The following is a 24,618-nucleotide window of genomic DNA, read 5'->3' on the forward strand; positions in this document are numbered from 1 at the left end:
GGTCAGAGCCAGTTCTCGCGGGCGGCGTGCCAGGCCAGCTGCATCCGGGTCTGCGCACCCGCCCGCTCCATCAGGTAGGCGATCCTGCGCTGCACCGTCCGCTGGGAGATCCTGAGCTGGGTGGCGATCGACTTGTCCGGGACGCCGGCGACCAGCAGCGACAGCAGGTAGAGGTGGTCGGCGTCGAGCGGGCTGCCCGGGTTGGTGAGGCTGACCGGGGTGGCCCGCTCCCACAGGCTCTCGAACAGGGCCTTGAGGGCGTCGAGCAGGCTGCTGGGGCGGATCAGCGCGGCGGTGAGCTGGGTCAGGCCGTCGGTGTGCTGGATGAGCGGGAGCACCCCGAGCTCGCCGTCCGCGATGATCATCCGTACCGGCAGGACGGGCAGCGCGCGGGCCTGCTCCCCCAGCGTGATGCCGTCGGCGAGGTTGACCAGCATGCCGGGTTCCTCCAGCAACGCCCCTTCGTAGATGACGCGGTAGCCGACGCCGCGCCGCAGCGCCGCGAGCTCCTCGCTGTTCTCCTGCGAGCTCATCGCCACGTGCCCGGCCCGGCACAGGCTGAGCACCTCGTGCCGGGCGCCGTCCTGGAGCAGCCGGAGCTGCTCGCGCAGCGCCGCCCGGCTGGTGATCACCTCGATGAGCTGCGCGGCCTCGCGCCGCCTGGCGTGCGCCAGGTACTCCCCCGTGAGCTGCTCCATGGCATGCCGCGCCCGGTCGACCTCGGCCTGCCGCCGGTGCAGCCGGGCCGCGAGCGCGACGTCGGGGGCGACCGCCGTGAACCGGCCGGGCTCGCCCGGGACGGCTCGCGCCAGGCCCTTGGCCAGCAGCGAGCCGAGCGCCTGCCGCGCCACCTCGGCCGGCACGCCCAGCTCCTCGGCCAGCGCGCCGGGCTCCACCTCGGTGGTCCTGACCAGCAGCCGGTAGGCGGCCTCCTCCTCCGCGCCCAGCCCCGCCGCGCTCAGCACGTGCCGCACACGGCCCGATCCAGATTCACCCGGCCATTGTAGAGAGCGGCCGCCGGGGCGACGGCCGGGCCAGGAACGATGCCTGGGCCTGTCACGTCACCAGTTCCGTGCGCAGTTCGTGGCTGTCGTCGGGGAGCCGGGCCTCGTAGAAGATCCGGTGGGTGCCGTCGGGGAGCGGGAGCACGTCGAGGTAGCGGACGTCGGCCACCGGCGGCCCGTCCACCGGCGCCAGCAGCGGCGCGCCGCCGGACCCGGTCGCGCCGGTCTCGCCGGCCGGCGTGGCGAGGCCGGTGCGTTCACGCCAGTTCTCCGCCGCCGAGGCCCGGCCGTCGTAGCTGGCCCGGCCGTCGGGCAGGACGCTGGTCAGCCGGGCGCCGCGGGCGTCCCACGAGCCGGGGCGGCCGGTGAGGACGGTGCCGTGCCACCGCCAGCTCAGTCCGTCGCGGCTGGTGGCGTACGCGGTGCTCATCCGGTCCTCCGCGCCGGGCGTCTCCAGCGGGTGGCAGCAGATCCAGGCCCGCCATCCGGCCTCGTCGTGGCGGATGACCGGGTCCTTGACGCCGGTCCGGGCGTCGCCGGTGAGCACCGGCCGGACCTCCGCCTCGGCCAGCCCTTCGGGGGACGCGGCCTCCGCGACGCCAATCCACCAGTGCCTGGTCCCCGGCGTGGCGCAGCTGACGTACAACCGCCACCGTCCGGAGGGCAGGCGTACCAGGGCGGGGCGCTCCACCATCGCGGCGCCGCCGCGCGGCAGGACGGCGACCGTGATGAACCGCTCGCCGTCCGTGGAGCGGGCCACCGCGTTGTGGTCCTCGCCGCCGGCGCGTACGCGGTAGGCCAGGACGTACGTGCCGTCGGCGTCGAGCGCGGCGCTCGGCGCGCCGGCCCACTGCTGCGGCCCGCGGCCGGGCGCCGCGACGGCGACGGCGTGACGCTCCTTCCCCGGGTCGGGCAGCGGGAAGGAGGGGACGAGCGGGGAACGGGGGTACGCGCTTGCGGTCATGGCCCGAGTCTGCGCGGGAGCGGGACCGCGAGGCAGTGGCAGAACTGCTCATATACGGGAATTTCCTGCCATACTCGATGACCGGGCTCCGGCCCCACGACGAAAGGGCGACATGACGGCACGATCGGCGCGACAGCCCGCCCCCGCCCGCGCGGGCGCAGCGGCGGAGAGGCCGGTCCCGCCCGGCCGCCCCATCCCTGCGGCGGGCGCGTCCGCCGGGCGTGGACGGTCGTGGTGACCGCGGGCCTCGACGTGCCCGACCGGCGCGGCCGTACCGGCCTGGACCAGGCGGGACGCGACCTGACCGGCAACCCGCGGGTGCGCGTGCGCGACGTGCGGCTGCTGGCCTGCAACTGGTACGTCCTGCGCACCACCACCTTCGACTACCAGCACGCCGACGGCCGCTGGAGCACCCAGCAGCGGGAGACCTACGACCGCGGCAACGGCGCCACCGTGCTGCTGTACGACCCCGCCCGCCGCACCGTCCTGCTGACCCGGCAGTTCCGCTACCCCGCCTACGTCAACGGGCACCCCGACGGGATGCTCCTGGAGACCGCGGCCGGGCTGCTGGACGACGACGCGCCGGAGGAGGCGATCCGGCGCGAGGCCGCCGAGGAGACCGGCCACACCGTCGGCGAGGTCGAGCGGGTCTTCTCCGTCTACATGAGCCCGGGGTCGGTGACCGAACGCCTGCACTTCTACGCCGCGCCGTACAGCGCCGCGACCCGCACCTCGGCGGGCGGCGGCGTCGCGGAGGAGGGCGAGGACATCGAGGTCGTGGAGCTCGGCTTCGACCACGCACTCGACCTGATCGAGCAGGGTGAGATCGCCGACGCCAAAACGATCATGCTGCTCCAGTGGGCGGCGTTGAGCGGCCCCTTCTCCCCCGCCCGCACGCCGGACCGGCCCGCGACGCGGCCGTAGGGGCCGTCGCCGAGGCGCGCGGCCCGGCCGTCACGGAAGACGGCGGAAGGCTCGCGGCCCGGCCGTCACGGAAGGCGGCGGAAGGCGCGGCGGTAGGCGGCCGGGGCGACGCCGCGCCGGGCGGCGAAGTGGTGGCGCAGGGTGTCGGCGCCGCCGAACCCGGCCCGGACGGCCACGGCGTCCACGCTCAGCTCGGTGGTCTCCAGCAGCTCCTCGGCGAGCTGAAGGCGGCGTTCGAGCAGCCAGCGGTGCGGGGTGGTGCCCGTCAGGTCCTTGAACCGGCGGGCGAACGTGCGCGGCGACATGGCCGCGCGCGCCGCGAGCGCCGCCACCGTCAGCGGCCGGTCGAGGTGCTGCTGGATCCAGTCGAGCAGCTCCGCCAGCTCGTACGGGGTGCGCTGCGGCGGCATGGGCGCCTCGACGTACTGGGCCTGCCCGCCGGCGCGGTGGGCCGGTACGACCAGCCGCCGGGCCAGGGCGTTGGCCGTGGCGGCCCCGTACTCCAGCCGGATGAGGTGCAGGCAGGCGTCGATCCCGGCCGCGGCCCCGGCGCTGCTGAGCACGGGGCCGTCCTCGACGTACAGGACGCCGGGCTCGACGGTGATCCTGGGATGACGGCGGGCCAGCAGGCCGGCGAACTGCCAGTGGGTGGTGGCGCGCCGGCCGTCGAGCAGCCCGGCGGCGGCCGGCAGGAACGCGCCGGTGCAGACGGTCAGCACCCGGGCGCCGCGCCCGACCGCGTCCCGCAGCGCCGCCAGCAGCGCGGCGGGGACGGGCGCGTCGAGCCGCGGCCAGGCCGGGACGGCCACCAGATCCGCCTCGGCGAGCCGGTCGAGCCCGTGCTCGACGTGGACGGCGAACCCCGAGGTCGTGGGGATGGCGCCGGGCTCGGCCGCGCAGACCGCGAAGTCGTGGACGGGCAGCCCGTCGTCGGTGCGGTCCAGCCCGAACACCTGGCAGACGATCCCGAGCTCGAACGCGGCGACCAGGTCCCCGACCACGGCCGCGACCCTGCGCATCACGCCCGCCAGTATGGCAGGAACTTCCCGTACCGGGGCGTTCCCGCCGCAGCCGGTACATCCTCCAGGCATCGACCCGCGGGGGCGGCGGCGGGAAACCGCTGACCGGCGTTTGCGGCGCGCCTGTCCGGGCATGGCGTGCTGACCCAGGAGAACGTGAGTTCGAGGAGAGTCAGCATGAGTCACGGACCGGTGGAGAAGGACCCCGAGGAGTGGACGACCGGCGACGAGCCCATGACCGGTCCGCAGGAGTCCTACCTGCACACCCTGGCCAGGGAGGCGGGCAGGGAGGTGCCCGGCGGGCTGAGCAAGGCCGAGGCGTCCCGGTTGATCGACGAGCTCCAGGAGGACAGCGAGCGCCTGCGCGCCTCCGGCCCCCCGCCGGAGGGCACCGGCTGATCCGCCGGGCGCCGCCCCGCGAGGGGGAGGCGTCTCCCCCTCGGGAGGGACCTCGCGGGCGGGCCGCCCGGCCTACCGTGGGCGGCCATGAGATCACTCACCCGGCCCGCGCTGCTGGCCGCAGGCTGGGCGGCGGCGGCCGTCCTCGTGCTGGTGGCGCCGGGCAACCTGGTCATGCGGCTGGCGTTCGGCAAGCTCGACGACCCCGCCCTGGCCCGGCAGTCGCTGCTCGCCGCGCTCGGGGTGCTGCTGGCGCTGGCGGCCGTCCGCTTCGGGACGCGTACCGCCGCGCGGCCGCACCGGCGGCGGGCCGACGGGACGGTCCGGCCCGCCCGCTGGGCCAGGGCGGCGACCTGGACGGCGGCCGTCCTGCCGGTGCTGGGCTTCTCGGCGCCGCACCTGCTGTGGGGGCTGGGCCTGCCGCTGGGCGTGGCGGAGGGCTCCCGCGCGGGCCTGGCCGAGCTGGGCGGCTCGGCGGTGTTCTGGGTGCTGCTCGTCGCCGGGCCGGTGGGCGGGGGCCTGCTCACCCTGGGGCTGATCGCCCGATGGGGACAGGTCGTCCCGCGGTGGGTGCCCCTGGCGGGGGGACGGCGGGTGCCGCGCGCGCTCGCGGCGGTCCCGGCGGCGGCCGTGGGCATGCTGGTCGGCCAGTACGGCGCGATGATGACGAGCTGCCTCGCGTTCGGCGTCACCCGCAGGTGCGCGCCCGGCGGCGGCGCCGGCGTCCTGGACGGGAGCTGGGGCTTCGCCGGGACCTACCCGGTCTTCCTGCTCTGGGGGACGTCGCTGCTGGCCGCCGCCGCCGGTTACCTGGACACGACCGCGCGGGCGCAGGTCAGTGGGTCATGACGTGCCGGCGCTTCGGGGGCTTGCCGTAGCCGAGCAGGCCCATCATGCCCTGCTCCTGGTGGTAGAGGTTGTGGCAGTGGAACATCCACTCGCCGGGGTTGTCGGCGTGCACGTCGATGCTGATCCGCTTGTACGGCATGACGTTCACGGTGTCCTTCCTCGGCCCGCCGCGCTCGGTCGTCCGGACCTGGAAGGTGTGGCCGTGCAGGTGCATCGGGTGCCACATGTGCGTGTCGTTGTGCATGACGATCCTGATCGTCTCGCCCCGGTCGACCCGCAGGCGCAGCGGGTCGTCGGCGAGGTGCCCGTTGAGCGGCCACTCGCTGCCTGAGGTGCCCTGGCGCCAGCCGAGCGTGACGGTGACGGTCCTGGACGGCGGGCGCAACTGGTCGCGGCGGCGCGCCTGGAGGTCCTGGTAGGCGAGCTGCCGCCGCTGGAGCTCCGGCACCGCGCCGTCCGGTGACGGCGTGCGGGCGCCGGGCGTGGTGCGCACCACCGCGAACGCCCGCCCGGCCTTGCCCTCCGCCATCGCGATCAGCGGGAACGCCCCCGCGTCGAGCGTGACGACGAAGTCGTAGCGCTCCCCCATGCCGATCACGACCGTGTCCACGGTGACCGGCTTGCACGGGAAACCGTCGGTGTGGGTGATGGTCAGGCGGTGGCCGCCGAGCGCCATCCGGAAGGCGGTGTCGGCGGCCGCGTTGATCACCCGGAACCTGGCGCGCACGCGGGGACGGCTCATGAAGATGGTGGGCTCGTCGGCGGTGCGGCCGTTGACCAGGTAGTACGGGTAGCGCGCGTGCCCGGACGTGCCGCCGAGGACGTGGCTGCTCAGGGTGTCGTCGTGCGGGGTGGTGCTCAGGGCGCGCAGCGTGTCGTCGGGCGTGCCGTTGACGCCGTCCTGCCAGTCGTCGAGGACGACCGTGAACTCCTGGTCGTACCCGAGCGGCTCGTACGGGTCCTCCACGATCAGCGGGCCGTACAGGCCGCGGTCGCTCTGCATGCCCACGTGGGAGTGGTAGAAGTAGGTGCCCGGGTCGGGGACGGTGAACACGTAGTCGAACGTCCCGCCGGGCCTGGTCGGCCGCTGCGAGAGGCCGGGCGCGCCGTCCATGTCGGCGGCGATCCTGATGCCGTGCCAGTGCACGGTGGTCGGCGCGGGCAGGTCGTTGACGAGTCTGGCCCGTACCGTGCCGCCGGCGGTGGCCCGGATGGTCGGGCCGGGCAGCAGGCCGTCGTAGGCCCAGGTGGACACGGTCCGCCCGCCGAGGGACACGGTGGCGGGCGCGGCCCGCAGCACCCTCCTGCCGGCCGTCTCGGCGGCCCTCCCCGCCGACGCTCCGGCGAACGGCCCGGCGAACGGCCCGGCGGACGCTCCGGCGGCTGCCGACGGAACGGCGCCCAGGGCGGCGAACATGCCGCTGACGAACAACCTGCGGGACACGGTCCCACGCGAATCAGTCACTACGGATCCCCCTCATCCATCTCGCAAAATAACGGAGAGTAACCGCGGGACGACGACGCCACGCGCGTCGGGCGGTTCAAGATCGCCGTACTCCGGCGGGGGACGGCCCGCGCCCCGGCCCCGGCGCCGTCGCGACGCCGCGATCCCGGCATACTGGGCCACCGGATCATCGTCTGAGGGAGATCATGCGCATGAGCACGCCGTCGTCGCAGCCGGGGGCCGAGCGGGGCGGCGGGCCGTCCGTCCGGATCGGCGCGCTCGTCCCGCTCACCCCGCCCGGCTGGGTCGAGGCGGGCCGCCACCTGCTCGCCGGGCTGGAGCTGGCCGTGCGGGACGTCAACGACGCCGGCGGCATCGGCGGGCGGCCGCTGGAGCTGGTGGTCCGCGACACCGCGGCCGACCCGCGCCAGGCCGAGGCGGCCGTGGACGAGCTGGCCGGGCTCGGGGTGACCGCGCTGGCCGGCGAGTACCACAGCGTGGTCGCCCGCGCCGCCGCCGCCCGCGCCGAGGCCGCCGGCCTGCCGTTCCTGTGCTCCTCGGCGGTCCTCGACGCGCTCACCGACGAGCCCGCGAAGTGGGTCGCGCGCCTGGCCCCTGCACAGTCGCGCGGCTGGCGGATCTTCGCGGACTTCCTCCTCGGCGCGGGCCACGACCGCGTCGCGGTGGCCACGCAGCCGAGCCTCTACTGGGCGTCGGGGCTCGGCGTCCTGCGCGGCCACCTCGCCGCCCGCGGCGGCACGGTCACCGAGCTCGACATGACCGCGCTCACCCCCGCGGCCGTGTGCGACGAACTCGCCCGCGGCGGCGCGACGGCGCTGCTGCTCCTGGTCGGCCAGCCGGAGCCGGCGGTGCCGATCGTGCGGGCCGTGCGCCGCGACCGGCGCCTGGCCGGAACCCTGATCGGCGCGCCGGCCGGCCAGCCGGAGCTGCCCGGCTGGGCCGAGGCTCTGGGCGACGACGGCGCCGCGATCCCGTTCCTGCGCTACCTGCCCGAGAGCCTGAGCCCGCTCGGCGTCCGGGTGGCGACGGCCCTTCGCGAGCGGCTGGCCGCGACGCCGTCGTTCGTCGCCTTCGAGGGCTACGACACGGTCACCGTGGTGGCCGAGGCGCTGCGTTCGCACGGCGTGGACCGGGCGGCCGTCGCCGGGGCCTGGCCGCACGTCGCGGTCGAGGGCACCCGGGGGCCGATCCGGTTCTCCCGCGCGCCGGGCATCGGTGTCTGGCAGTGGGCCTGGCCCCCGATCCAGGTCGCCGACCGCGACCCGGCGGACCCGGAGCGCTTCCGCACCCTGCGCACCGGCTGACCGCCGTCCGGCGCGCGGGACGCCTCAGGCGGGATGGCGGGACACGTCGTGTCTTTCCGTCAGCCGTTCGAGGCCGGCCGACCGGTAGGTGGCCACGCCGCCGGTGTTGGCGCTCGGGCAGCACACGAGCACGCTGGACGAGCCGGCCTCCCGCAGCGCGCGGGCCGCGGCGACCGTGATCGCCCGGCCGTGCCCGCGCCCCCGGTGGGCCCGGTGCACCCCCATCGGCTCGATCAGCCCCGGCCTGCCCGCGCCGGCCGACCACACCGCCACGGCCGCCACCGCCGTGCCCCGGTCGTCGCGGGCCAGCAGGCACCGCGCGCCGGTGTACGGGACGCCCGCCGCCATCGCGTGCCAGCGCTCCTCGGTGAAGGTCGAGCCGTCGAACGACGCCCGGACGACGGCGGCCCACTCGTGCGCCTGCTCCGGCCCGACCGTCTCGACGGGCACGCCGGGATCGGGGACGGGCGCGCCGAGGTCGCGCGCGAGCACCGTCCACGGCTCGCCGGTCGCCCAGCCGTCCTTGAGCAGCAGCTCCCGGACCAGCGCGCCCGGCGGGGCCTCGACGTGCGCCTGGCCCTCGGGCAGCACGCCGCGTGCGGGCGCCGACACGTCGCGGGCCATCCGGCCGGCCAGCTCCTCGTCCTGCGACGCCCCCGGCGCGAACGCCAGCCGCAGCAGGTCGGCGCCGTCGAGCAGCCCGGCCGCGACGATCTCCCCGGACCGGCTCCAGGTCAGGGTGGCCGCCGCGGTGCGCCGCGCGCCGAACCGCCAGAACCATCCCACGTCGCCCGGATGCAGTTGCACGGGCTCCCCGTCGCGCTGCCACTCCCCCAGCAGCCGCACCACGTCGCCGAGCCCGTCGATCCCCGGCCTGCCCGTCTCGATCGTCATCCCCCGATCACACACCACCCCGCCCGCCGCCCGCACCTGGATTTCCCGCGGGCCGGGAGGGCGGTCAGGGCACCCGCGGGGGCGCGAGCCGGTCGTCGGTCCAGGCGGCCGTGATCGTCGTGACGCCGGACCTGCCGAGCGCGGGCTTGCCGCCGTCCTCCAGGTCGGTGTACTCGGCCAGGACCGTCATGGCCGTGGTGTCCACGACGTACTGCTGCCGCAGCACCGCGCCCTTGCGCGCGAAGACCGGCAGCGCCAGCTTCCGGCCGGGGCGGCCGAGCGGGTCCTTGGCGTCGCCGAGGTCGTTCACCCCCTTGGTGGTCCTGAGCACCTGGTAGGCGGCGGCCCTGACCTTGTCCGGCGCGGGGACCGCGTACAGCAGGGTGACGGCCTCGGCGGCGACGTACCGGTCGCGGTGGTCCAGCCAGTCCTGCTTGCGCGCCTTGGGGTCGGTGGTCTCGGCCTCCTGCGACGCCTTGTCGATCCAGGCGTCGACGTCGGCGGTGAGGTACGTCCGCAGCCCTTCGGCGTCCGCGGGCAGGGACCGGAGCTGCTGGGGGGTCAGGTACTTCTCGTCACCCAGCCGGAAGCCGGGCGGACGCTTCTCGGCCCTCAGCGTGCCCTTGCCGGGGCGGGTGGACAGGCGGATCTTCATGCCCTCCGTCCGGTACGCCCAGCTCGACGGCGAGCCGTCGGCGCGCCAGGCCGCCTCGTCCTTCGCGGTGGCGGGCCTGGCCCCCAGGTCGCGGGAGCCGTTCCAGCTCTTGCCCTCGGGCGACGTCCACTGGGTGGTGACGTTGCGCTGGGTCACGTGATAGCCGCTGCCGACCGGGCGCGGATGGACGCCGGTGCGGATCGCCTCGACCCGCCAGTACGCCCCCTCGGGCGCGTCCGCCGAGGCGGGGACGGCGGCGACGGCGACGCCGGCGGCCAGCGCCAGAGCGGCGGCGGCGAGGGCATGGGTGGATCTCATCGGTTCTCCTCCAAGGGGTTGACGTCCGCCCAGCGGCTGTCCTTGATCGCGACGTACGTCAGGAGCAGGCCGTCGGCGGCGGAACGGGTTTCGACGGAAAGCGGGCTGCCGGAGACCGGGTCGATCACCAGCCGGGTCCTGGCCGCGCCCGGGAGGGCGTTCGGGGCGAACTCGCCGGCGTCGTACTCGACCGCCTGACCGGCGCGGCCCAGCACGTCGGTCACCGGCCCGACGGCGGCGACGCCGGGCAGGGAGGCCAGCAGCCGGTACGCCGCGGCCCTGGTCCGGCTCGTCACCGGCGCGAACATCAGCAGCCGCGCCGCCGCGTCGACGGTCGCGCGGTCGCCGGAGCCGAGGTACGCCCTCAGCCCCTCCGGAGTGTCGGGCACCTCGCCGGCCTTGGTCAGCGGCTTGCCCGCGGTCAGCACACGGAAGTCCCAGTCCTCGGTGGACCAGGTGCGCGGCGGGCCGGGCCGGGCCCGCACGACCCCGGTCCGGCCGTCGGCCGCCGGCTGGTCGAAGGTCCAGGACGTGGGCGAGCCGTCGGCGGCCCAGGCGGCCCGGTCCTGCGATGTCGCCGGCACGATCCCCTGCGGGACCGTCCGGTGCCAGGTCAGGCCCTCGGGGTCGGCCGGGATCCAGGTCTCGACCGACTCGCTCTCCCGCAGGACGTACCGGCCGCCGGGCTCGCGGAACTGCCGGCCGCGCACCTCCGTGCCGCCCCACCAGGCGCCCGCGTCCGGCAGCGCGGCCACCGAGTCCGCCGCGACCAGCAGGAACCGTTTGGCGTCCGCCTGGGCGAGCGCTGCCGGGCGGGCGGCCCCGTCCGGCGGGGGCATGAGCCGAGGGACGGCGATCGCGGCGGCGGCGGCCGCGGCCAGGAGCACCGCCCACGCGCGCCGCCTCGCGGTCCGGCCGGCCGGCCGGCGGCGTTCCCGGGCGACGGCGGCCTCCAGCCGGGCGCGGCCGGCCCGCTCGATCTCGGGTCGCAGCGGCGGTGCGGGCAGCAGGTCCCGGACCGCCTTGTAGTCATCCATCCGAGCCTCCGTGCAAGGGGTTGACGCCGCCGAGGGCGGCCCGAAGTCTCTTGCGGACCCGCGACAGGCGCGAGCCGACGGTTCCGTACGGGATGTCGAGGGCCTGGGCGACCTCCTCATGGCTCAGCTCGGCCAGCGCGCTGAGCAGCAGCACGTCCCGGTCGCCGTCGGGCAGCGCGCGCAGCTCGGCGGCGAGCCGCCCCTGCTCGCTCTGGGCGTCCACGCGGATGACGACGCGCTCCTCGTGGCCGTGCTCGGGCTGCTCGTGCGCGCCGGCGCTGCGTTGCAACGCGGCCAGCCGCCGGGCCTCGCTGCGCCGGTGCAGGGCGATCAGGTTGCCGGCGAAGCCGTACAGCCAGGGGCGGACCGTGCCGCGCCGGGGGTCGAAGGTCGCGCGTTTGCTGAAGGCGGCCAGGAAGACCTCGGCGGTCAGGTCGTCGGCGGCCTGCTGGTCGAGCCGGCGGCCCAGGTAGGCGTGGATCTCGCCGGCGTACCGGTCGTAGAGCTCGCCGAACCGCTCGGGGCGGCGGCGCGAGAGCTCCAGCAGGGCCTCGTCGCTGATCGCCGCCGGCGGGCCGGTGCGGTTCCGGACCGTCGGCCGGGCCGTCGAATGGGCAGTCACACCCCTTACTCCACCGGTGGGGTGATCTCCTTTCACGGCCGGGGTGGGGGCAGCCGCGCCCGGAGAGGGCCGGGACACGCGTCGCGCGCCGCGACAGGGCGTCGCGGCGCGCGGAGGAAGGGCGTGCTCTTCGGCTCAGGCCACGTCGGGGTGGACGCGGAAGCGGTCCCAGACCCGGTGCAGGGGCAGCAGGGCGAGCACGTCGCGCAGCACCCCCTCGCCGTCCTGGCCGGTGACGACGCCGGGCGCCTGCGCGGGGATCCCGGCGGCCTGCAGCGCCTGCGCGGCCGTGCCCCAGCCGCCCACCGCCTTGGCATGCCGGTACGCCTCGCCGACCAGGAGCAGCACGCGCGGATCGACCGGGGTGCCGCCGTCGCCGGCCTTGGCGTCGCGGGCGCCGTACGCGTCGTCGCCCGGGGCCGGCGCCCCGGCCAGCAGCACCGCGTCGAACTCGACGGAGCGGGCCGTGGCGAAGGTGCGCTGGACGGCCAGCGTGCCGCCCAGCATGCCGCCCTTGGGCGCGACGACGAGCGGCGTCATCCCGCCGTCGAGCACGGCCCGGCGGACGGCGCCCACGACGCCGAGGTCGCTGGTCTCGTCCGCGACGATGCCGATGATCCGGCCGTCCAGCGGCCACTCCCGGCCGACCTGCGACAGCGCCGGGCTCGGCGCCGGGTCGGCGAGCGCCACGGTGGGCCCGGGGACGGGCAGCCCGAGGCCGTCGGCGACCTCCCTGCACAGGATCGGGTCGATGTTGGCCAGCACCCGGAGCTGGCGTTCCTTTACCGCCTGCTCGTAGCACTTGCCCAGCTCGAAGGTGTAGGCGCTGATGAGGTGCTCGCGCTCGACCGGCGACAGGCTCAGCCAGAACAGCCGCGGCTGGCTGTAGTGGTCGGAGAAGGTCGCGGGCGCCTCGCGCACCTTGCGCCCGGCGACCTCCAGCGGCACCTCGACGTAGGCGCCCTGCTCGGCGCCGGCCTGGAAGGGGCAGCCGCCGTCCAGGGAGTTCGGCCGGTACGGGGCCACCCCGCGGTGGACGGCCGTCTGGTGGAAGCCGTCGCGCAGCATGTCGTTGACCGGCGCGTGCGGCCGGTTGATGGGGATCTGCGCGAAGTTGGGGCCGCCCAGGCGGGTGATCTGCGTGTCGAGGTAGGAGAACAGCCGCGCCGCCAGCAGCGGGTCGTCGGTGATGTCGATGCCCGGCACGAGGTGCCCGACGTGGAAGGCGACCTGCTCGGTCTCGGCGAAGAAGTTCGACGGGTTGGCGTTGAGCGTCATCAGGCCGACCGGGTGGACGGGGGCCAGCTCCTCGGGCACGATCTTCGTCGGGTCCAGCAGGTCGATGCCCTCGAACATCTGCTCGGGCGTGTCCGGGAAGACCTGGATGCCCAGCTCCCACTGCGGGTGCGCGCCGGCCTCGATGGCGTCGGCGAGGTCGCGCCGGTGGAAGTCGGGGTCGACGCCGCCGGCGATCTGGGCCTCCTCCCAGGTCAGGGAGTGCACGCCGAGCTTGGGCTTCCAGTGCCACTTGACCAGCGTCGTCTCGCCCGCCGCGTTGACCAGGCGGAAGGTGTGCACGCCGAAGCCCTCCATCATGCGGAACGAGCGCGGGATGCCGCGGTCGGACATGTTCCACATCGTGTGGAAGGTGGCCTCGGTGTGCAGGGAGACGAAGTCCCAGAACGTGTCGTGCGCGCTCTGGGCCTGCGGGATCTCCCGGTCGGGATGCGGCTTGCCGGCGTGGATGACGTCGGGGAACTTGATGCCGTCCTGGATGAAGAAGACCGGGATGTTGTTGCCGACCAGGTCGAACACGCCCTCGGCGGTGTAGAACTTGGTGGCGAAGCCGCGGGTGTCGCGGACGGTGTCGGCCGAGCCGCGCGAGCCCAGCACGGTGGAGAAGCGGACGAAGACCGGGGTCTCGGCGCCCTCGGCGAGGAAGGCCGCCTTGGTGATGTTCGAGGCGGTGCCGTACGCCTGGAACACGCCGTGGGCGGCGGCGCCGCGGGCGTGCACCACCCGCTCGGGGATGCGCTCGTGGTCGAAGTGCATGACCTTCTCGCGCAGGTGGTGGTCCTGCAGCAGCACCGGGCCGCGCGGGCCGGCCTTCAGCGAGTGGTCGGTGTCGCGCAGCCGCACCCCCTGGGCGGTGGTCAGGTACTCGCCGCCCTGCGCCATCTGGTCCTGCGAGGCGCCGGTGGGCTGCCCGGTGGGCGAGACGGTGTCGGGCCCGGTCTGGTCCGGCTTGGGCGGCAGCGGTTCCCGCGGCTCGGTCGGCTCCTCAAGCTCGGGCGGCAGGCTGTTGGGCACGCCGGGGATCTCGGCCGGTTTCACCGCGTCGTGATCGGTGACGGCGCCGACGACCTTGTCCACGGCGGACTTGAGCGGGTGCGACTCGTTCATGCTTGTTTCCTTAGGAAGGGCCACAACGGTTTGACCAGGTCTGGCGCCTCCCTACCCATGCTCAGCCGTATAACGCGAATAGTCGCACTTCAGGGCGGTTGGCGACCTCGCACGACCACGCTCGGAGCGCTTCCGGAGCAGCGCGTGAAACCGAACCCCTTTTCGCGTTCTTTGCCCTGCGTTGGGGTGTTTTTGGTTTGGCGGGGGCCGTCCGGGTAGCCACAGGCGGCATCAATCCCACGAGGAGGGCACCCATGAGTGAATACCCGACCGGGACCGGACAGCCGGCCCCCGGCCAGGAGGGAACGCTCCATCAGGGCAAGGCCGCCGCGCAGCAGGTCGCCGGGACCGCCAAGGAGGCCGGCGTCCAGGTGGCCGGCGAGGCCAGGGCCCAGGCCAGGAACGCCGTCGACGAGCTGCGCGACCGGGTGCGCGCCCAGTCCGAGCAGCAGAGCCGGCGGGCCGCGCAGAGCCTGCGCGAGTGGTCGGAGGACCTGTCGGCCATGCACGAGCAGGCCAAGCCCGACTCGCCGGTGACCAACGTCGTACGCCAGGCCGCCGACCAGGGCCGGCGCGCGGCCGACTACCTCGACAGGCACGGCCTGGCCGGGGTGGTCGGCGAGGTGCAGAGCTTCGCCCGCCGCCGCCCGGCCGCGTTCCTGGCCGGCGCCCTGGCCGCGGGCTTCCTGGTGGGCCGCGTCATCAAGGCCTCCGGCGACAGCTCCGGGACGGCGTCCCAGCCCGCGACATCGCCGCCGCCCGCCGACCCCACCCTGCCCAGCGCCGCCCGGCCCGGCACGGCGCCGCCGCAGCCGCTCCACCGGCCGCTCGGCGACCCCCTCGGGCAGGACGACACCCGCCCGGTGCCGCCGCTCACCACGCCGCCGGCCGCCCCCGCCGCTCCCGCGGCGCCCGGCTTCGGCGCCGGGAGTGACCTGCCGTGACCGCGCAGCCCGAGGAACCGACGCTCGGCCAGCTGGTCGGCGAGATCGGCGAGGACATCTCCAAACTGTTCCGCCAGGAGGTGGAGCTGGCCAAGATCGAGCTCCGCCAGGAGGCCGTCAAGGCGGGCAAGGCGGCCGGGATGCTCGGCGGCGCCGGCTTCGCCGGCTACATGATCGCGCTGCTGGTGACGCTGGCCGTCATGTTCGGCCTGGGCGAGGTGATGGGCCTCGGCTGGGCCGCGCTCGTCCTCGCGGTCGTCTGGGCGGTCATCGGCGGAGTGCTGTACGTCAACGGCCGCAACCGGCTGCGCGAGATCAACCCCAGACCCGAGCAGACCATCGAGACGCTCAAGGAGGACGCGCAATGGGCACGCGACCTGAGGAAGTGAGACACGAGATCGCCGTCACGAGGGCCGAACTCGCGGCCGACGTGGACCGGCTGGCCGACCGGACGAGCCCGGCGCGGATCGCGCGCCGCCGTACCGAACGGGTACGGGAGGCGGCGCGGTCGTTGCGGGAGCGGGTGATGGGAACCCCCTCCCATGGCGTCCCCCATGCCGCCGGCCGGGCGCGGCACGGCGTCGCCGCCACCGCCGGCTCGGTGGGCGAGGGGGCGCACCAGGCCGGCCAGGCCGTGCGGGAGGGCGCCCACCAGGCGGCCGACAGCGTGCGGCACGGCGCCCATGTGGCGGCCGAGACCGTACGGGCCGCGCCGGAGCAGGCCAGGCGGGGCACCCAGGGCAACCCGCTGGCGGCCGGTCTGATCGCCTTCGGCGCCGGTCTGCTGGCCGCCACGCTCATCCCCGCCACCGAGGCGGAGGAGCAGGCCGTCGGACAGCTCCGCGAGCAGGTCGGCGACGTGCTGGAGCCGGTCGTGGAAGCCGGCCGCGAGTCGGTGCAGCAGCTCGGCCAGGACGCCAGGGAGCTGGCGGGGCAGGCCGTCCAGCAGGTCAAGGACAGCGCGTCGGAGGCGGCCGCCGCCACCGCCGACCAGGCCCGCGAGCAGGCCCGCCAGGTGGGCGGTCACCGCTCCGGCTGACGCCCGCCCGCACGTGCGCAGGCCCGCACGGCCGCATCGGGCCGTGCGGGCCCGCGCACGTCGTCCGGCGAGTCACCCGGCGACCCCGGCGGCCCCCGTGTGCCCGGGGTCCGGGGGCTCGAAGGACAGGGGCAGGCACAGGCCGATCTGCGCGTAGATCTCCAGCTGGTCGTAGTAGAGGCGCTGGCTGGCGACGAGCCCGTCGCGCAGGTCCCAGAACCAGCAGGCCCGCACGGTGATCTGGCGGCCGGTCGCGGCCAGCACCTCGCCCCCGACCGTCAGGTAGGGGCCGGAGTGCGTCCCGGTCGCCGTCAGCTCGGTGGCGAGCGTGCCCCCCAGCATGACGGTCTCCCACAGCGTGAAGTGCAGGTCAGGAAAACCGTCCCAGATCTGGGTGAAATAGGAGGCGATCTCCCCGGGACCGCCCGCCTCCATCTCGGGGCTCACCACGACGGCGTCCGGCGCGTAGCACCGCAACATCGCCTCGACGTCGTGCGCGTTGGCCGCGCCGAGCAGCCGGCGCACGATGTCGTTCGTGGGCGGCGGCACCTGTTCCATGCCGGGGACCGTACCCGGAGCAGGGCAGGGCACCGCCAAACGGTCGTCAGCAGCGGCTCATGGATGGGCAGCGCCCGCCGTGGGCGCGCGGAGGGTGCGCAGCTCGCCGAGCAGGTCGCGGATCAGCGCGGAGCCGGCCAGTTCACGGGTGGTGACGTAGCCGACCCGGCGGCGGGGGGCGCCCTCGCCGAGTTCGGCCGTGGCGACCTTGGCCGGGGCGTCCACCGTGGACAGGCGGGGCACGATCGCCGCTCCGAGCCCGTGCCCGACCATCGACATGACGACGCCGTCGTCCTCGACCGTGATGTCGCCGGGCGGGATCCACTCCTGCGCGGCCAGCCAGCGCCGGGTCTCGCCCGAGCAGTTCTCGTGCCAGTCGATCATGGGGAGCGACCGCGGCTCCGGATGCCCCAGCGGATGGGCCAGCACGTACGGCTCCTCGTACAGCTCCTCGCAGACCAGGCCGTCCACGTGCATCGGCAGGGTCAGGACGCCCACGTCGGCCCGGCCGTCGGCCACCTCGCCGGCGATGCCCCTGCCCAGGTCCGGCACGATGCGCACGTCCACGGTGACCTTGGGGTGGCGCCGGCCGAACCGGACCAGCACGCGCGGCAGCAGGTGGAAGGCGGCGCTGCGGAAGGCGGCCAGCCGGATGGTCCCGGTGGCCTCGCCGCGGGCGGCGGCGCGCGTGTCGGCCCGCATGACCTCCATGAGCCGCAGGATGTGCCGGGCGTGCCCGACCGCGGCCCGCCCCGCCGCGGTGGCCCGCGCGCCGGCGCGGCCCCGCTGGAACAGCACGGCTCCCGTCTTCCGCTCGGCCGCGCGCAGGGCGTGGGAGACGGCCGACTGGGTCAGCCCCAGCCGTACGCCGGCCGCCGTGACGCTGCCCTCGCCGTCGACGGCGACCAGGACGCGGAGTTCCGCGGGGGTGAGATCGTCCACGCGGCGACAACGCATGAAGACCTCTCATGCATTCCGCGCCGGCCTGCCGCCGCCCCGGGCTACGCGATCAGCAGGCGGAGGCCGAGCTCGGCCTCGTCCAGGTCGAGCAGGTCCCGGTTGCGCGCGGCCCACCGGCCGGAGGCGAGGTCGTCACGCAGGTCGCGCACCGCGCGCCGCTCGACGTCCGGCCCGAGCCTGGCCCAGACCGACATCCCGCGGCGGACGTCCTCCTCCAGATACGCCTCCGGCCGCCGCCAGAAGGCCTCGAAGAGGCCGTCGGCGCAGTCCCACGGGATGGGCACGGGTTCCAGCCGGGCCCCGATCGCCTCCGCCAGCTCGGTCACCGAGGGCCGGCCGGCCACGAGCCCGGCGACCTCGGGCAGGTAGTCGCGAGACAGCCAGAACCGGTCGCGCCAGCCGGCCGCGCCGGTGTCATGGGTGAACACCACCACGCGCCGGGCGACCCGCCGCAGCTCGCGCAGGCCGCCGAGCACGTCCGGCCAGTGGTGGACGGACGAGACGGCCATCGCGGCGTCGAAGGACCCGTCGTCGAACGGCAGCCGCTCGGCGGACCCCGCCAGGCACGGCGCCGCCCCCGCCGGGCGCTGCGAGCGCATGAGCGCCGACGGCTCCACCGCCAGGACGTAGCGGCCGGGCGGCTCGTAGGACCCGGTGCCCGCGCCGACATTCAGCACGGTCCCGGCGTCGCCGAGCGCGGCCCAGATGCGCGCGGCGAGGCGCGGATCGGTGCGCCGCGTCGTGGTGTAGGCCGCTCCGATGGTGTCGTACAACGGCGCTCCGGACATTCGGCACCGCCTTCCCGGCCGTCACCGTCCGACGGGAGGCCGCTTGATCGTTGTTTTCGGATCGATCGCCAGGTGAAATCCCTTCACGGCCCCGGCTCGACCGTGCCCTCACAGCCGCCGGGCATGACCGGCATGCCCGCCCTGTCGCGAGCGTCTCGGCGAGTGAGTCGCCGCCGCGGCTCCGAATGACGAGCTGTGACGCAGCCGTTCGTCCCGCTCCACGCGATCTCCCCTCCCGCCCCGGCCGCCCGGCGGAGCCCGGGTCACCCGCATCCTAAGATCACCGGTCCCGGGACGCGCGGCGGCGTCTAGGACCGGGCGGGATCGGTGCTGCCGGTGTAGGCGGGGACGGGCAGCGGACGGTCGAGGAGGAAGGCGCGGATCAGGTCGCGGTAGAGGTCGGGACGGCCGTTGGCGATCGAGTGGCCGGCGCCCGGGACGTACACCAGGGTCGAGTCCGGCAGGGTGCGCCGGTAGTCGTAGGTGACCTCCCACTTCAGGTAGTCGCACTGGCCGCGCATGATGAGCACCGGCACCCGTACCCCGCGCAACCTGGGCCGCGGGTCGGGGACGGCGGCGGCGTCCTCGGCGGTGACCTGGTTGCTGTAGAAGCCGGGCAGGTTCCCGTGCACGGGGGCGGGTTTCGCGTCCGCGCAGCCCGTGGCGTCCTTGGCCACCAGCAGCAGCGCGCGCATCCGGGCGTCGGCCTCGGCGTCGGGCACCAGCGCCCGCGCCGCGGCCGGGTTCACGCCCAGGAGCAACGACTGGACCAGCATGCGCGGGGAGCTCGTCAGCGCGTCGGCCCTGGCCTGGAGGGGGGCGGGCAGGCCGTCCCACGGGCTGCCGACGCCGCCGGGGAAGGCGGGCTCCCAGATCGCGCCCGGCGAGGTGAGCACGGCCTTGGCCACCCGGTCGGGGTGGGCGGCGAGGTAGGCCGCCGACAGGGTGCCGCCCCACGACCGGCCCACCAGGACGATCTTCGGGGCGCCGATGGCCCGGCGGACGGCCTCCAGGTCGGCGACATGCCGGGCCACCGTGTACCCGGCCGGGTCGGCCAGCCGGGTCGAGCGGCCTGCGCCGACCTGGTCGTAGGCGTAGACGTCGAACCCGGCGGCGGCCAGCTCCTGGCTGCCCTCCGGCAGCCCCTCCCCCGGCGTGCCCGGCCCGCCGTGCAGGAAGATCACGGGTGGACGGCCGGCCGTGCCGGATCCGGCGAGCTTGACGTAGGCCAGCCGGGAGCCCGTCGGGAGCTGCCAGTACGCGACCCCGGCGGGCGTGGCGGCCGGCGGCGGGACGGGGAAGGGCCGGAAGGCCGCCAGCCCGGCGAGGGCGGCGACCGCCACGGTGTTCACCACCACGTAGGGCGGCACCAGCCGGGGCAGCCCCAGCAGCCGCAGCGCGGGACGCCCGAGCAGCCAGGTGACGGCCGCCACGGCGAGCACCCCCGCCCCCGCGAACAGCGGCACGGCGGCCGTCACGGCCGCCACGAGCAGGAAGACCACAGCCCCGGCGGCGACCGCGGCGATCTCGGCGCCCGCCAGCAGCAGCGCGCCTGACACACGTTTCATGTGCCACAACGTTAGGAACGCGCGCGCCGCGTCTCCTCCTGCCGGCGACCGAACCGGGACCCCGCCACGCGGCGGGGGTCAGCCGGCCCCGGGACGGATCAGGCCGGACTCGTAGGCGTGGATGGTCGCGTGCAGCCGGTCGCGCACGCCCAGCTTGGCCAGGATCGCCGCCACGTGATCCTTGACCGTGGCGGGGCTGAGCGCCAGGACGGCGGCGATCTCGGCGTTGGACAGCCCGCGGGCGACGTGCCCGAGCACCTGGCGCTCGCGGGCGGTGAGCCCGTCGGGCCGGGTGGGCGGGCCGGGGTCGGCGGCGGCGGCGAAGCGTTCGAGCAGCCGCCGGGTGATCACCGGGTCGAGCAGCGCGTCGCCGCGCGCGATCACCCGTACCGCGTCCACGACCCGCGCCGGCTCGGCGTCCTTGAGCAGGAACCCGGACGCGCCCGCGCGCAGCGCGCCGAACACGTACTCCTCCAGGCCGAACGTGGTCAGCACGACGATCCGCGTGCCCGGCGTGCCGGCGGTGATCCGGGCGGTGGCGGCGAGCCCGTCCAGGCCGGGCATCCTGACGTCCATGAGCGCCACGTCCGGGCGCAGCCCGGCGGCCAGCGCCACGGCGGACTCCCCGTCGGCGGCCTGCCCGACCACCTCGAGGTCGGGTTCGGCGGCCAGCACCGCGGCGATCCCGGCCCGGACCACCGCCTGGTCATCGACGACGATCACCCTGATCATCCGGGCAACCATACCCGCACGTCGTCCGGGCCGCCGGTGCCGAGCGTCCCGCCGTACCCGTCGGCCAGGGCGTGCAGCCGGCGGCGGGCGCGCCGGGCCGCCGCGCCCTCGACGAGCACGCCGTCAGGCAGGTAGGACACGGTGATCCGGTCTCCGGCCAGCTCCTCGACGGCCCTGAACAGGCCCACCTCCAGCTCGGGGGGCAGGCCGTCCGGGTCGCCGACGTGACGCACGCCCGCCTGCCGCCGCGCGGCCAGCAGCTCCAGCCCGGCGAGCGTCGGCGGCGGGCCGTCGGCTCCGGCGGGGCGGCGCAGCTCGTCCAGCAGCCGCCGGAGCGTGTCGATCGCGGCGCGGGCGGCGTCGCGCACCGCCGCCAGGTCGCCCTGCCCGGCCGCCGCGACGACCTCGTCCGCGTGCCGGGCCGCCGTGCCGCGCAGGCCCTCGACGATCCGCTCGCGTTCGCCGCGCGCGACGTCCGCCAGCCGGCCGGCCAGCAGGTCGCGTTCGGCCGTCGCGGCCGCCCGCCGCCGTGCCCGCGCCCGGGCGACCAGGACGCCCGCCGCCCACGCCGGGGCCGACAGCAGCGCCACGGCCGTGGCGAGCACCGCCCAGGCGGCCGTCCGGTCGCCGCTGATGCCCGGTCCGAGGGCCAGCGCGAGGCCGCCCGCCAGGCCGACGGCGAGGATCGCCGGCACGCCCCGGCGCCTGGGGTGGTGGGCGCCGAAGGCGTAGAGCTGGGCCAGCTCCACCCACCAGCCCCAGAGGAACAGGTCGCCCGCGGGGGTCGGGGTCAGGCCCGCCATCGCCACCGGATGGATCGACAACATCGCGGCGAGGCTCCACGCGGGCCGCCGCGCCCGCCACCACAGAGGCAGGGCGTGCAGGACGAAGAGGGGGCCGAGCACGAGGAACTCGCGCGGCGCCGGAGCGCCTCCGGGCAGCAGGCTCGCCCCCATCGTCCACGCGATGGCGAGCCCGGCCAGCGCCGCGTCCCACGCCCGCCGCCCGCGCCACCACGCCCGCCGGAACGGGGGCGGCCCGGCGGGGGCGGGGAAGGCGGCCCGGACCGTCCAGCCGCCGGCGTCCGGGCCCGCCGTGAACGTGCCGCCGCAGGCCGCCACGGTCGTGGCCAGCCCGGACAGGCCGTGGCCGGTGCCCAGGTCGTCGTGCTCGCGCGCGCCTCCGGTGTCGCGCACCTCGACGGTCAGCCGGCCGGGCTCGCCGAGGACGGCGACGTCCAGCCGGGCTCCGCCCGCGTACCGCGCGGCGTTGGTGAGGCCCTCCCTGACCACCCGGTAGGCGGCCGCCGCGACCTCGGGCGGGGCGGCGGCGGCCGTCCTGCGGTAACCGATCAGGCCGGGGTCCGCGCCGGGCGCGGGCCAGCCGGCGACCAGGGCGTCGATCGCCCGCAGGTCACGGCCGACGGCCAGGGCGTCTGTCGTCGGCAGGTCACGGCCGGCGGCCAGGGCGTCTATTTTCGGCAGGTCGTGGCCGGCGGCCAGGGCGTCTGTCGTCGGCAGGTCACGCGCGGCGTCCCGGACGCCTGCGAGTTCGGCGCGGGCCAGCCGGGCGGCGTCCCCGGCGTGGCGCAGGGCGGACTCCCGCATCGCCGGGTCGGCCACGTGCAACGCGGACGCCGCGGCCACCGCGATGCCGGTGAGCCGGTGGGCGGCCGTGTCGTGCAGCTCGGCGGCCATCCGCAGGCGCACGGCGTCCGCCACGGCCGCGGCCGCCCTCGATCGCGCCGCCCGGTGCGCAGCCAGGGCCGCCCGCCGCGTCCGGCGCCGCCGGTGCGCCCGCCCGAACGCCCAGACGACCGCGCCCACGCCGCCCGCCACCAGCGCCACGCCCGCCAGCGCCTGCGGCGGCCAGCCACGGGCCGCCGCGACGGCCGTCGTCGCCGCCGCCAGGGCCGCGGCGACCGCGATCGTGGTCCCGGCCGTGCCGCGGACGGCCGCGCCGTACAGGAGGACGACGCCGGCGAGCGCGCACCACGGCAGAACGGAGCTCACGGCGTCAGGCTAGCTCCCGCGGATCGGCCGCGCCCATGCCCTCCTTCGTCGGCCACCGTCGGGTCCTCGCGCGGATCATCGGCCGCGACTAGCGGCGCACCTCGTACCGCAGGTGCAGCACCCCCTCGCCCTGGACGACCACGTGGGGGCCCGCCAGGAGGTGCTGCGCGGCGACGCGGCCGAAGAAGGGCTTGCCCGCGCCGAACACCACCGGCACGACGTCCATCGCCACCTCGTCCACCAGGCCGGCCGCGAGCGCCTGGCCGCCGACGTCGCCGGCGTTCACGCTGACGACCCGGTCCCCGGCCAGCTCCTGGGCCCGGGCGACGGCGGACGGCACGTCGGCGGCGAAATGGTAGGACGCCTCGGGGTGCCAGCCCTCGGGCTTGGGCCGGTGGGACACCACGACCACGTGCTCCCCCGCGGGCGGCCGCCCTTCCCACCCGTTCACCAGGTCGAACAAGGTACGGCCCATGATGATCACGCCGACCGACTCCCAGATCGGCCGGACGTACTCCGCCGACGCCTTGGACAGCTTGAAGCCGCCGCCGGCGCCGGAGTGGTCGTAGTCCTGCTCGTCGCCCGGCGTGAGCGGGGTGTCGCCGTTCCGGTACCAGTCGTGCAGGGGGCCGACGTCGTCGTTGCCGTCGGCGATGAAGCCGTCCACCGACATCGAGCTGTTCATGATCACTGCGCCCACGGGGTCTCCTCGGTCCTCGTCAGAAGTTCGCCTGCGATCCTGCCGTCCCGGAGGGGCGCCGGGCTTGTAGAAAATCAATCGGCGGGCATCGGGCCGTCGAAGTTCGGCTCGGCGGGGAACCGGCGTCGCAGGGCCAGGTACCCGGTCGGGGTGTGGCCGGTGAAGTCCTTGAACTCCCTGCTGAAGTGGGCCTGGTCGAAATATCCGGCCGTGTGGGCGAGCGCCGGCCAGTCGACCGGGCGCGACGGGTCCACGGACAGGATCAGCCGGGCGAAGCGGTAGATCCGGGCCACCCGCTTCGGGGTGACGCCGACATGGGACTTGAACTGCGCGGCCAGGTGGTTGCCGCTCACCCCGGCGTCGTCGGCCAGCGCGCCGACCGGGACCGCGCCGTACGTGGCCGCCAGGCGGCCGCCCGCGTGCCGGACCAGGTCGAGGCTGCGCGACGCCGTCCCCGCGAACCGCGCCAGCAGCTCCTCCTCCACCACCCGCAGGACGGCGGCGGCCGAGGCGAGGTCGCCGGCCCGGTCGCGGATCCGGTCCAGGGACCGCTGCCAGAGGGCGTCGGCCGGCACCCACCGGTCGCGCAGCTCGCCCGCCGGAACGCCGACGAACGGCGACATCCCCCACGGCTTGAAGTGCACCCCGACCAGCCGCACCCGCGCGGGGTACTCGTAGCGGAACCGTCTGGTCCACATCCCCATGAACCAGCCGTCGGCGAACACCGCCGGCGGCACGGAAGGGTCGGAGTCCCACAGGCGGGCGGGGTCGCCCAGGTTGACGAACAGGTGTCCCGACGGCATCGGCGGGACGGTCATCAGCCGGTGCCGCGGCGCCCCGGTCAGGCAGTAGATGTCGTCGATGAACCGGTCGAGCGGCGGCGCGGGCGCCCGTCCGACGTATTCCATGGGACCAGTGTGGCCGAGATGATCGCGTCCCTGCACCGAATCTTCACTTCGGGTGCGCATCGGCCGCAAACCGGTCTGCTTCGATGTCGGCGTGATCGATCGGAGCAGACCCGCGGCCGGGGCCGGGGACGTTCGCTGGGCCTTCGGCTGCGCGTTCCCGGCCGTCGCCGCGACGGGATGCGCGACCGCGGGCACCTGGTACGAGATCACCTTGGTGGCGCACGCGCACGTCCACTGCGCGGGCGACCTGAGCGCGGGTGAGGGCTTCGCCGGGGCCGTCTGGGCGTTGAGCAGGTTCGTCCTCTTCCCGGTCGTGTCGGCCGGGTCGGCGCTGCTCTCCCTGCCGGTCCAGTTGCTCGCCCGGCTGCCGTGGGCGGCCGGGCGGCTGTGGCCGCAGCTTTTCCTGATGGTGCTCGCCCTCGCCGTCACCCTCGCCGGGCCGGTCGCGCTGACCCTGTACGACCTGGCCACCCAGGGCACCCCCGGCGACTGCGTCCTGCCCTGGTGGCCTGCGTGGCTGCCCTCGTAGGGGCGGTCTCCCCGGGGCTCGGC

At 75.7% G+C, this 24,618-nt stretch carries 25 protein-coding genes; 8 read left to right on the top strand and 17 right to left on the bottom strand.

Annotated features, from left to right (window positions below):
• Positions 1-2 precede the first annotated feature (2 nt).
• Positions 3-974 (bottom strand): helix-turn-helix domain-containing protein, encoded by a 972-nt coding sequence (locus ACIBST_RS37655; protein ID WP_397178343.1) that lies wholly within the window; start codon positions 972-974, stop codon positions 3-5.
• Positions 975-1,056: 82 nt separating this feature from the next.
• Positions 1,057-1,968 (bottom strand): hypothetical protein, encoded by a 912-nt coding sequence (locus ACIBST_RS37660; protein ID WP_397178344.1) that lies wholly within the window; start codon positions 1,966-1,968, stop codon positions 1,057-1,059.
• A gap of 234 nt (positions 1,969-2,202) precedes the next feature.
• Here ACIBST_RS37660 and ACIBST_RS37665 point away from each other — a divergent pair, with 234 nt between their 5' ends.
• The gene (locus ACIBST_RS37665; protein ID WP_397178345.1) at positions 2,203-2,892 is read left to right on the top strand and encodes an NUDIX domain-containing protein; all 690 of its coding nucleotides are present in this window, start codon (positions 2,203-2,205) and stop codon (positions 2,890-2,892) included.
• Positions 2,893-2,957: 65 nt separating this feature from the next.
• On the opposite strand, the gene ACIBST_RS37670 is transcribed toward ACIBST_RS37665, so the two are convergent.
• The gene (locus tag ACIBST_RS37670; protein ID WP_397178469.1) at positions 2,958-3,911 is read right to left on the bottom strand and encodes a helix-turn-helix domain-containing protein; all 954 of its coding nucleotides are present in this window, start codon (positions 3,909-3,911) and stop codon (positions 2,958-2,960) included.
• Positions 3,912-4,088: 177 nt separating this feature from the next.
• Here ACIBST_RS37670 and ACIBST_RS37675 point away from each other — a divergent pair, with 177 nt between their 5' ends.
• Together ACIBST_RS37675 and ACIBST_RS37680 are read left to right on the top strand one after the other, a co-directional pair.
• Complete coding sequence (locus ACIBST_RS37675; protein WP_397178346.1) at positions 4,089-4,310, top strand: DUF3072 domain-containing protein; 222 nt, start codon at positions 4,089-4,091, stop codon at positions 4,308-4,310.
• A gap of 87 nt (positions 4,311-4,397) precedes the next feature.
• On the top strand, positions 4,398-5,159 hold the full coding sequence (locus ACIBST_RS37680) for a hypothetical protein (RefSeq protein ID WP_397178347.1): 762 nt from the start codon (positions 4,398-4,400) through the stop codon (positions 5,157-5,159).
• Here the strand turns inward: ACIBST_RS37680 and ACIBST_RS37685 are convergent.
• Positions 5,146-6,603, bottom strand: coding sequence for a multicopper oxidase family protein (locus ACIBST_RS37685; RefSeq protein WP_397178348.1), 1,458 nt, complete (start codon positions 6,601-6,603; stop codon positions 5,146-5,148). The two genes, ACIBST_RS37680 and ACIBST_RS37685, sit on opposite strands and share 14 nt — an antisense overlap.
• Before the next feature lie 212 nt (positions 6,604-6,815).
• On the opposite strand from ACIBST_RS37685, the gene ACIBST_RS37690 reads away from it, so the two are divergent.
• On the top strand, positions 6,816-7,928 hold the full coding sequence (locus tag ACIBST_RS37690) for an ABC transporter substrate-binding protein (protein WP_397178349.1): 1,113 nt from the start codon (positions 6,816-6,818) through the stop codon (positions 7,926-7,928).
• A gap of 24 nt (positions 7,929-7,952) precedes the next feature.
• Here ACIBST_RS37690 and ACIBST_RS37695 read toward each other — a convergent pair whose 3' ends face one another.
• The 5 genes from ACIBST_RS37695 to ACIBST_RS37715 all read right to left on the bottom strand — a co-directional run bounded on the left by ACIBST_RS37695 (position 7,953) and on the right by ACIBST_RS37715 (position 13,857).
• Positions 7,953-8,822, bottom strand: coding sequence for a GNAT family N-acetyltransferase (locus tag ACIBST_RS37695; protein ID WP_397178350.1), 870 nt, complete (start codon positions 8,820-8,822; stop codon positions 7,953-7,955).
• A 64-nt stretch (positions 8,823-8,886) separates the two neighbouring features.
• Positions 8,887-9,795 (bottom strand): hypothetical protein, encoded by a 909-nt coding sequence (locus tag ACIBST_RS37700; RefSeq protein ID WP_397178351.1) that lies wholly within the window; start codon positions 9,793-9,795, stop codon positions 8,887-8,889.
• Positions 9,792-10,832, bottom strand: coding sequence for a hypothetical protein (locus tag ACIBST_RS37705; RefSeq protein WP_397178352.1), 1,041 nt, complete (start codon positions 10,830-10,832; stop codon positions 9,792-9,794). Before ACIBST_RS37705 ends, ACIBST_RS37700 begins: the two co-directional genes overlap by 4 nt.
• Positions 10,825-11,454: an RNA polymerase sigma factor gene (locus tag ACIBST_RS37710; RefSeq protein ID WP_397178353.1), complete on the bottom strand. Its 630-nt coding sequence runs from the start codon at positions 11,452-11,454 to the stop codon at positions 10,825-10,827. Before ACIBST_RS37710 ends, ACIBST_RS37705 begins: the two co-directional genes overlap by 8 nt.
• 135 nt (positions 11,455-11,589) lie before the next feature.
• Positions 11,590-13,857 carry a catalase gene (locus ACIBST_RS37715; RefSeq protein WP_397178354.1) on the bottom strand — a complete coding sequence of 756 codons (2,268 nt, stop codon included), beginning with the start codon at positions 13,855-13,857 and terminating at the stop codon, positions 11,590-11,592.
• Positions 13,858-14,111: 254 nt separating this feature from the next.
• On the opposite strand from ACIBST_RS37715, the gene ACIBST_RS37720 reads away from it, so the two are divergent.
• From ACIBST_RS37720 to ACIBST_RS37730, 3 genes are read left to right on the top strand one after another with little or no spacing between them, the layout of a single operon-like run.
• Entirely contained in the window at positions 14,112-14,801 is a 690-nt protein-coding gene (locus ACIBST_RS37720) for a hypothetical protein (protein ID WP_397178355.1), read from the top strand.
• Complete coding sequence (locus ACIBST_RS37725) at positions 14,798-15,190, top strand: phage holin family protein (protein ID WP_397178356.1); 393 nt, start codon at positions 14,798-14,800, stop codon at positions 15,188-15,190. Before ACIBST_RS37720 ends, ACIBST_RS37725 begins: the two co-directional genes overlap by 4 nt.
• Positions 15,166-15,840 (top strand): DUF3618 domain-containing protein, encoded by a 675-nt coding sequence (locus tag ACIBST_RS37730; protein ID WP_397178357.1) that lies wholly within the window; start codon positions 15,166-15,168, stop codon positions 15,838-15,840. Before ACIBST_RS37725 ends, ACIBST_RS37730 begins: the two co-directional genes overlap by 25 nt.
• A 72-nt stretch (positions 15,841-15,912) precedes the next feature.
• Here the strand turns inward: ACIBST_RS37730 and ACIBST_RS37735 are convergent, their stop codons facing one another.
• The 8 genes from ACIBST_RS37735 to ACIBST_RS37770 all read right to left on the bottom strand — a co-directional run bounded on the left by ACIBST_RS37735 (position 15,913) and on the right by ACIBST_RS37770 (position 24,066).
• The gene (locus tag ACIBST_RS37735; RefSeq protein ID WP_397178358.1) at positions 15,913-16,398 is read right to left on the bottom strand and encodes a nuclear transport factor 2 family protein; all 486 of its coding nucleotides are present in this window, start codon (positions 16,396-16,398) and stop codon (positions 15,913-15,915) included.
• A gap of 57 nt (positions 16,399-16,455) precedes the next feature.
• Positions 16,456-17,340, bottom strand: coding sequence for a LysR family transcriptional regulator (locus ACIBST_RS37740; protein ID WP_397178359.1), 885 nt, complete (start codon positions 17,338-17,340; stop codon positions 16,456-16,458).
• A 59-nt stretch (positions 17,341-17,399) separates the two neighbouring features.
• Positions 17,400-18,131 carry a class I SAM-dependent methyltransferase gene (locus ACIBST_RS37745; RefSeq protein ID WP_397178360.1) on the bottom strand — a complete coding sequence of 244 codons (732 nt, stop codon included), beginning with the start codon at positions 18,129-18,131 and terminating at the stop codon, positions 17,400-17,402.
• Between the two features lie 323 nt (positions 18,132-18,454).
• Positions 18,455-19,714 carry an alpha/beta fold hydrolase gene (locus tag ACIBST_RS37750; protein WP_397178361.1) on the bottom strand — a complete coding sequence of 420 codons (1,260 nt, stop codon included), beginning with the start codon at positions 19,712-19,714 and terminating at the stop codon, positions 18,455-18,457.
• Positions 19,715-19,792: 78 nt separating this feature from the next.
• Positions 19,793-20,446, bottom strand: a complete 654-nt coding sequence (locus tag ACIBST_RS37755; RefSeq protein ID WP_397178362.1) for a response regulator — start codon at positions 20,444-20,446, stop codon at positions 19,793-19,795.
• The gene (locus ACIBST_RS37760) at positions 20,443-22,458 is read right to left on the bottom strand and encodes a sensor histidine kinase (RefSeq protein ID WP_397178363.1); all 2,016 of its coding nucleotides are present in this window, start codon (positions 22,456-22,458) and stop codon (positions 20,443-20,445) included. Before ACIBST_RS37760 ends, ACIBST_RS37755 begins: the two co-directional genes overlap by 4 nt.
• A gap of 88 nt (positions 22,459-22,546) precedes the next feature.
• Positions 22,547-23,158, bottom strand: a complete 612-nt coding sequence (locus ACIBST_RS37765) for a dihydrofolate reductase family protein (RefSeq protein WP_397178364.1) — start codon at positions 23,156-23,158, stop codon at positions 22,547-22,549.
• 74 nt (positions 23,159-23,232) lie between these two features.
• Positions 23,233-24,066 (bottom strand): helix-turn-helix domain-containing protein, encoded by an 834-nt coding sequence (locus tag ACIBST_RS37770; protein ID WP_397178365.1) that lies wholly within the window; start codon positions 24,064-24,066, stop codon positions 23,233-23,235.
• 91 nt (positions 24,067-24,157) lie between these two features.
• On the opposite strand from ACIBST_RS37770, the gene ACIBST_RS37775 reads away from it, so the two are divergent.
• On the top strand, positions 24,158-24,595 hold the full coding sequence (locus ACIBST_RS37775) for a hypothetical protein (protein WP_397178366.1): 438 nt from the start codon (positions 24,158-24,160) through the stop codon (positions 24,593-24,595).
• Positions 24,596-24,618 lie beyond the last annotated feature (23 nt).

Source organism: Nonomuraea sp. NPDC049684 (assembly GCF_044465345.1).
Classification (GTDB): Bacteria; Actinomycetota; Actinomycetes; order Streptosporangiales; family Streptosporangiaceae; genus Nonomuraea.

Bases quoted from the DNA above. Each gene is read 5' to 3' on its own strand.
- ACIBST_RS37750 (WP_397178361.1), bottom strand. From the start codon at position 19,714: ATGAAACGTGTGTCAGGCGCGCTGCTGCTGGCGGGCGCCGAGATCGCC.
- ACIBST_RS37705 (WP_397178352.1), bottom strand. From the start codon at position 10,832: ATGGATGACTACAAGGCGGTCCGGGACCTGCTGCCCGCACCGCCGCTG.
- ACIBST_RS37660 (WP_397178344.1), bottom strand. From the start codon at position 1,968: ATGACCGCAAGCGCGTACCCCCGTTCCCCGCTCGTCCCCTCCTTCCCG.
- ACIBST_RS37715 (WP_397178354.1), bottom strand. From the start codon at position 13,857: ATGAACGAGTCGCACCCGCTCAAGTCCGCCGTGGACAAGGTCGTCGGC.
- ACIBST_RS37730 (WP_397178357.1), top strand. From the start codon at position 15,166: ATGGGCACGCGACCTGAGGAAGTGAGACACGAGATCGCCGTCACGAGG.
- ACIBST_RS37695 (WP_397178350.1), bottom strand. From the start codon at position 8,822: ATGACGATCGAGACGGGCAGGCCGGGGATCGACGGGCTCGGCGACGTG.
- ACIBST_RS37700 (WP_397178351.1), bottom strand. From the start codon at position 9,795: ATGAGATCCACCCATGCCCTCGCCGCCGCCGCTCTGGCGCTGGCCGCC.
- ACIBST_RS37735 (WP_397178358.1), bottom strand. From the start codon at position 16,398: ATGGAACAGGTGCCGCCGCCCACGAACGACATCGTGCGCCGGCTGCTC.
- ACIBST_RS37755 (WP_397178362.1), bottom strand. From the start codon at position 20,446: ATGATCAGGGTGATCGTCGTCGATGACCAGGCGGTGGTCCGGGCCGGG.
- ACIBST_RS37720 (WP_397178355.1), top strand. From the start codon at position 14,112: ATGAGTGAATACCCGACCGGGACCGGACAGCCGGCCCCCGGCCAGGAG.
- ACIBST_RS37675 (WP_397178346.1), top strand. From the start codon at position 4,089: ATGAGTCACGGACCGGTGGAGAAGGACCCCGAGGAGTGGACGACCGGC.
- ACIBST_RS37680 (WP_397178347.1), top strand. From the start codon at position 4,398: ATGAGATCACTCACCCGGCCCGCGCTGCTGGCCGCAGGCTGGGCGGCG.
- ACIBST_RS37770 (WP_397178365.1), bottom strand. From the start codon at position 24,066: ATGGAATACGTCGGACGGGCGCCCGCGCCGCCGCTCGACCGGTTCATC.
- ACIBST_RS37690 (WP_397178349.1), top strand. From the start codon at position 6,816: ATGAGCACGCCGTCGTCGCAGCCGGGGGCCGAGCGGGGCGGCGGGCCG.
- ACIBST_RS37670 (WP_397178469.1), bottom strand. From the start codon at position 3,911: ATGCGCAGGGTCGCGGCCGTGGTCGGGGACCTGGTCGCCGCGTTCGAG.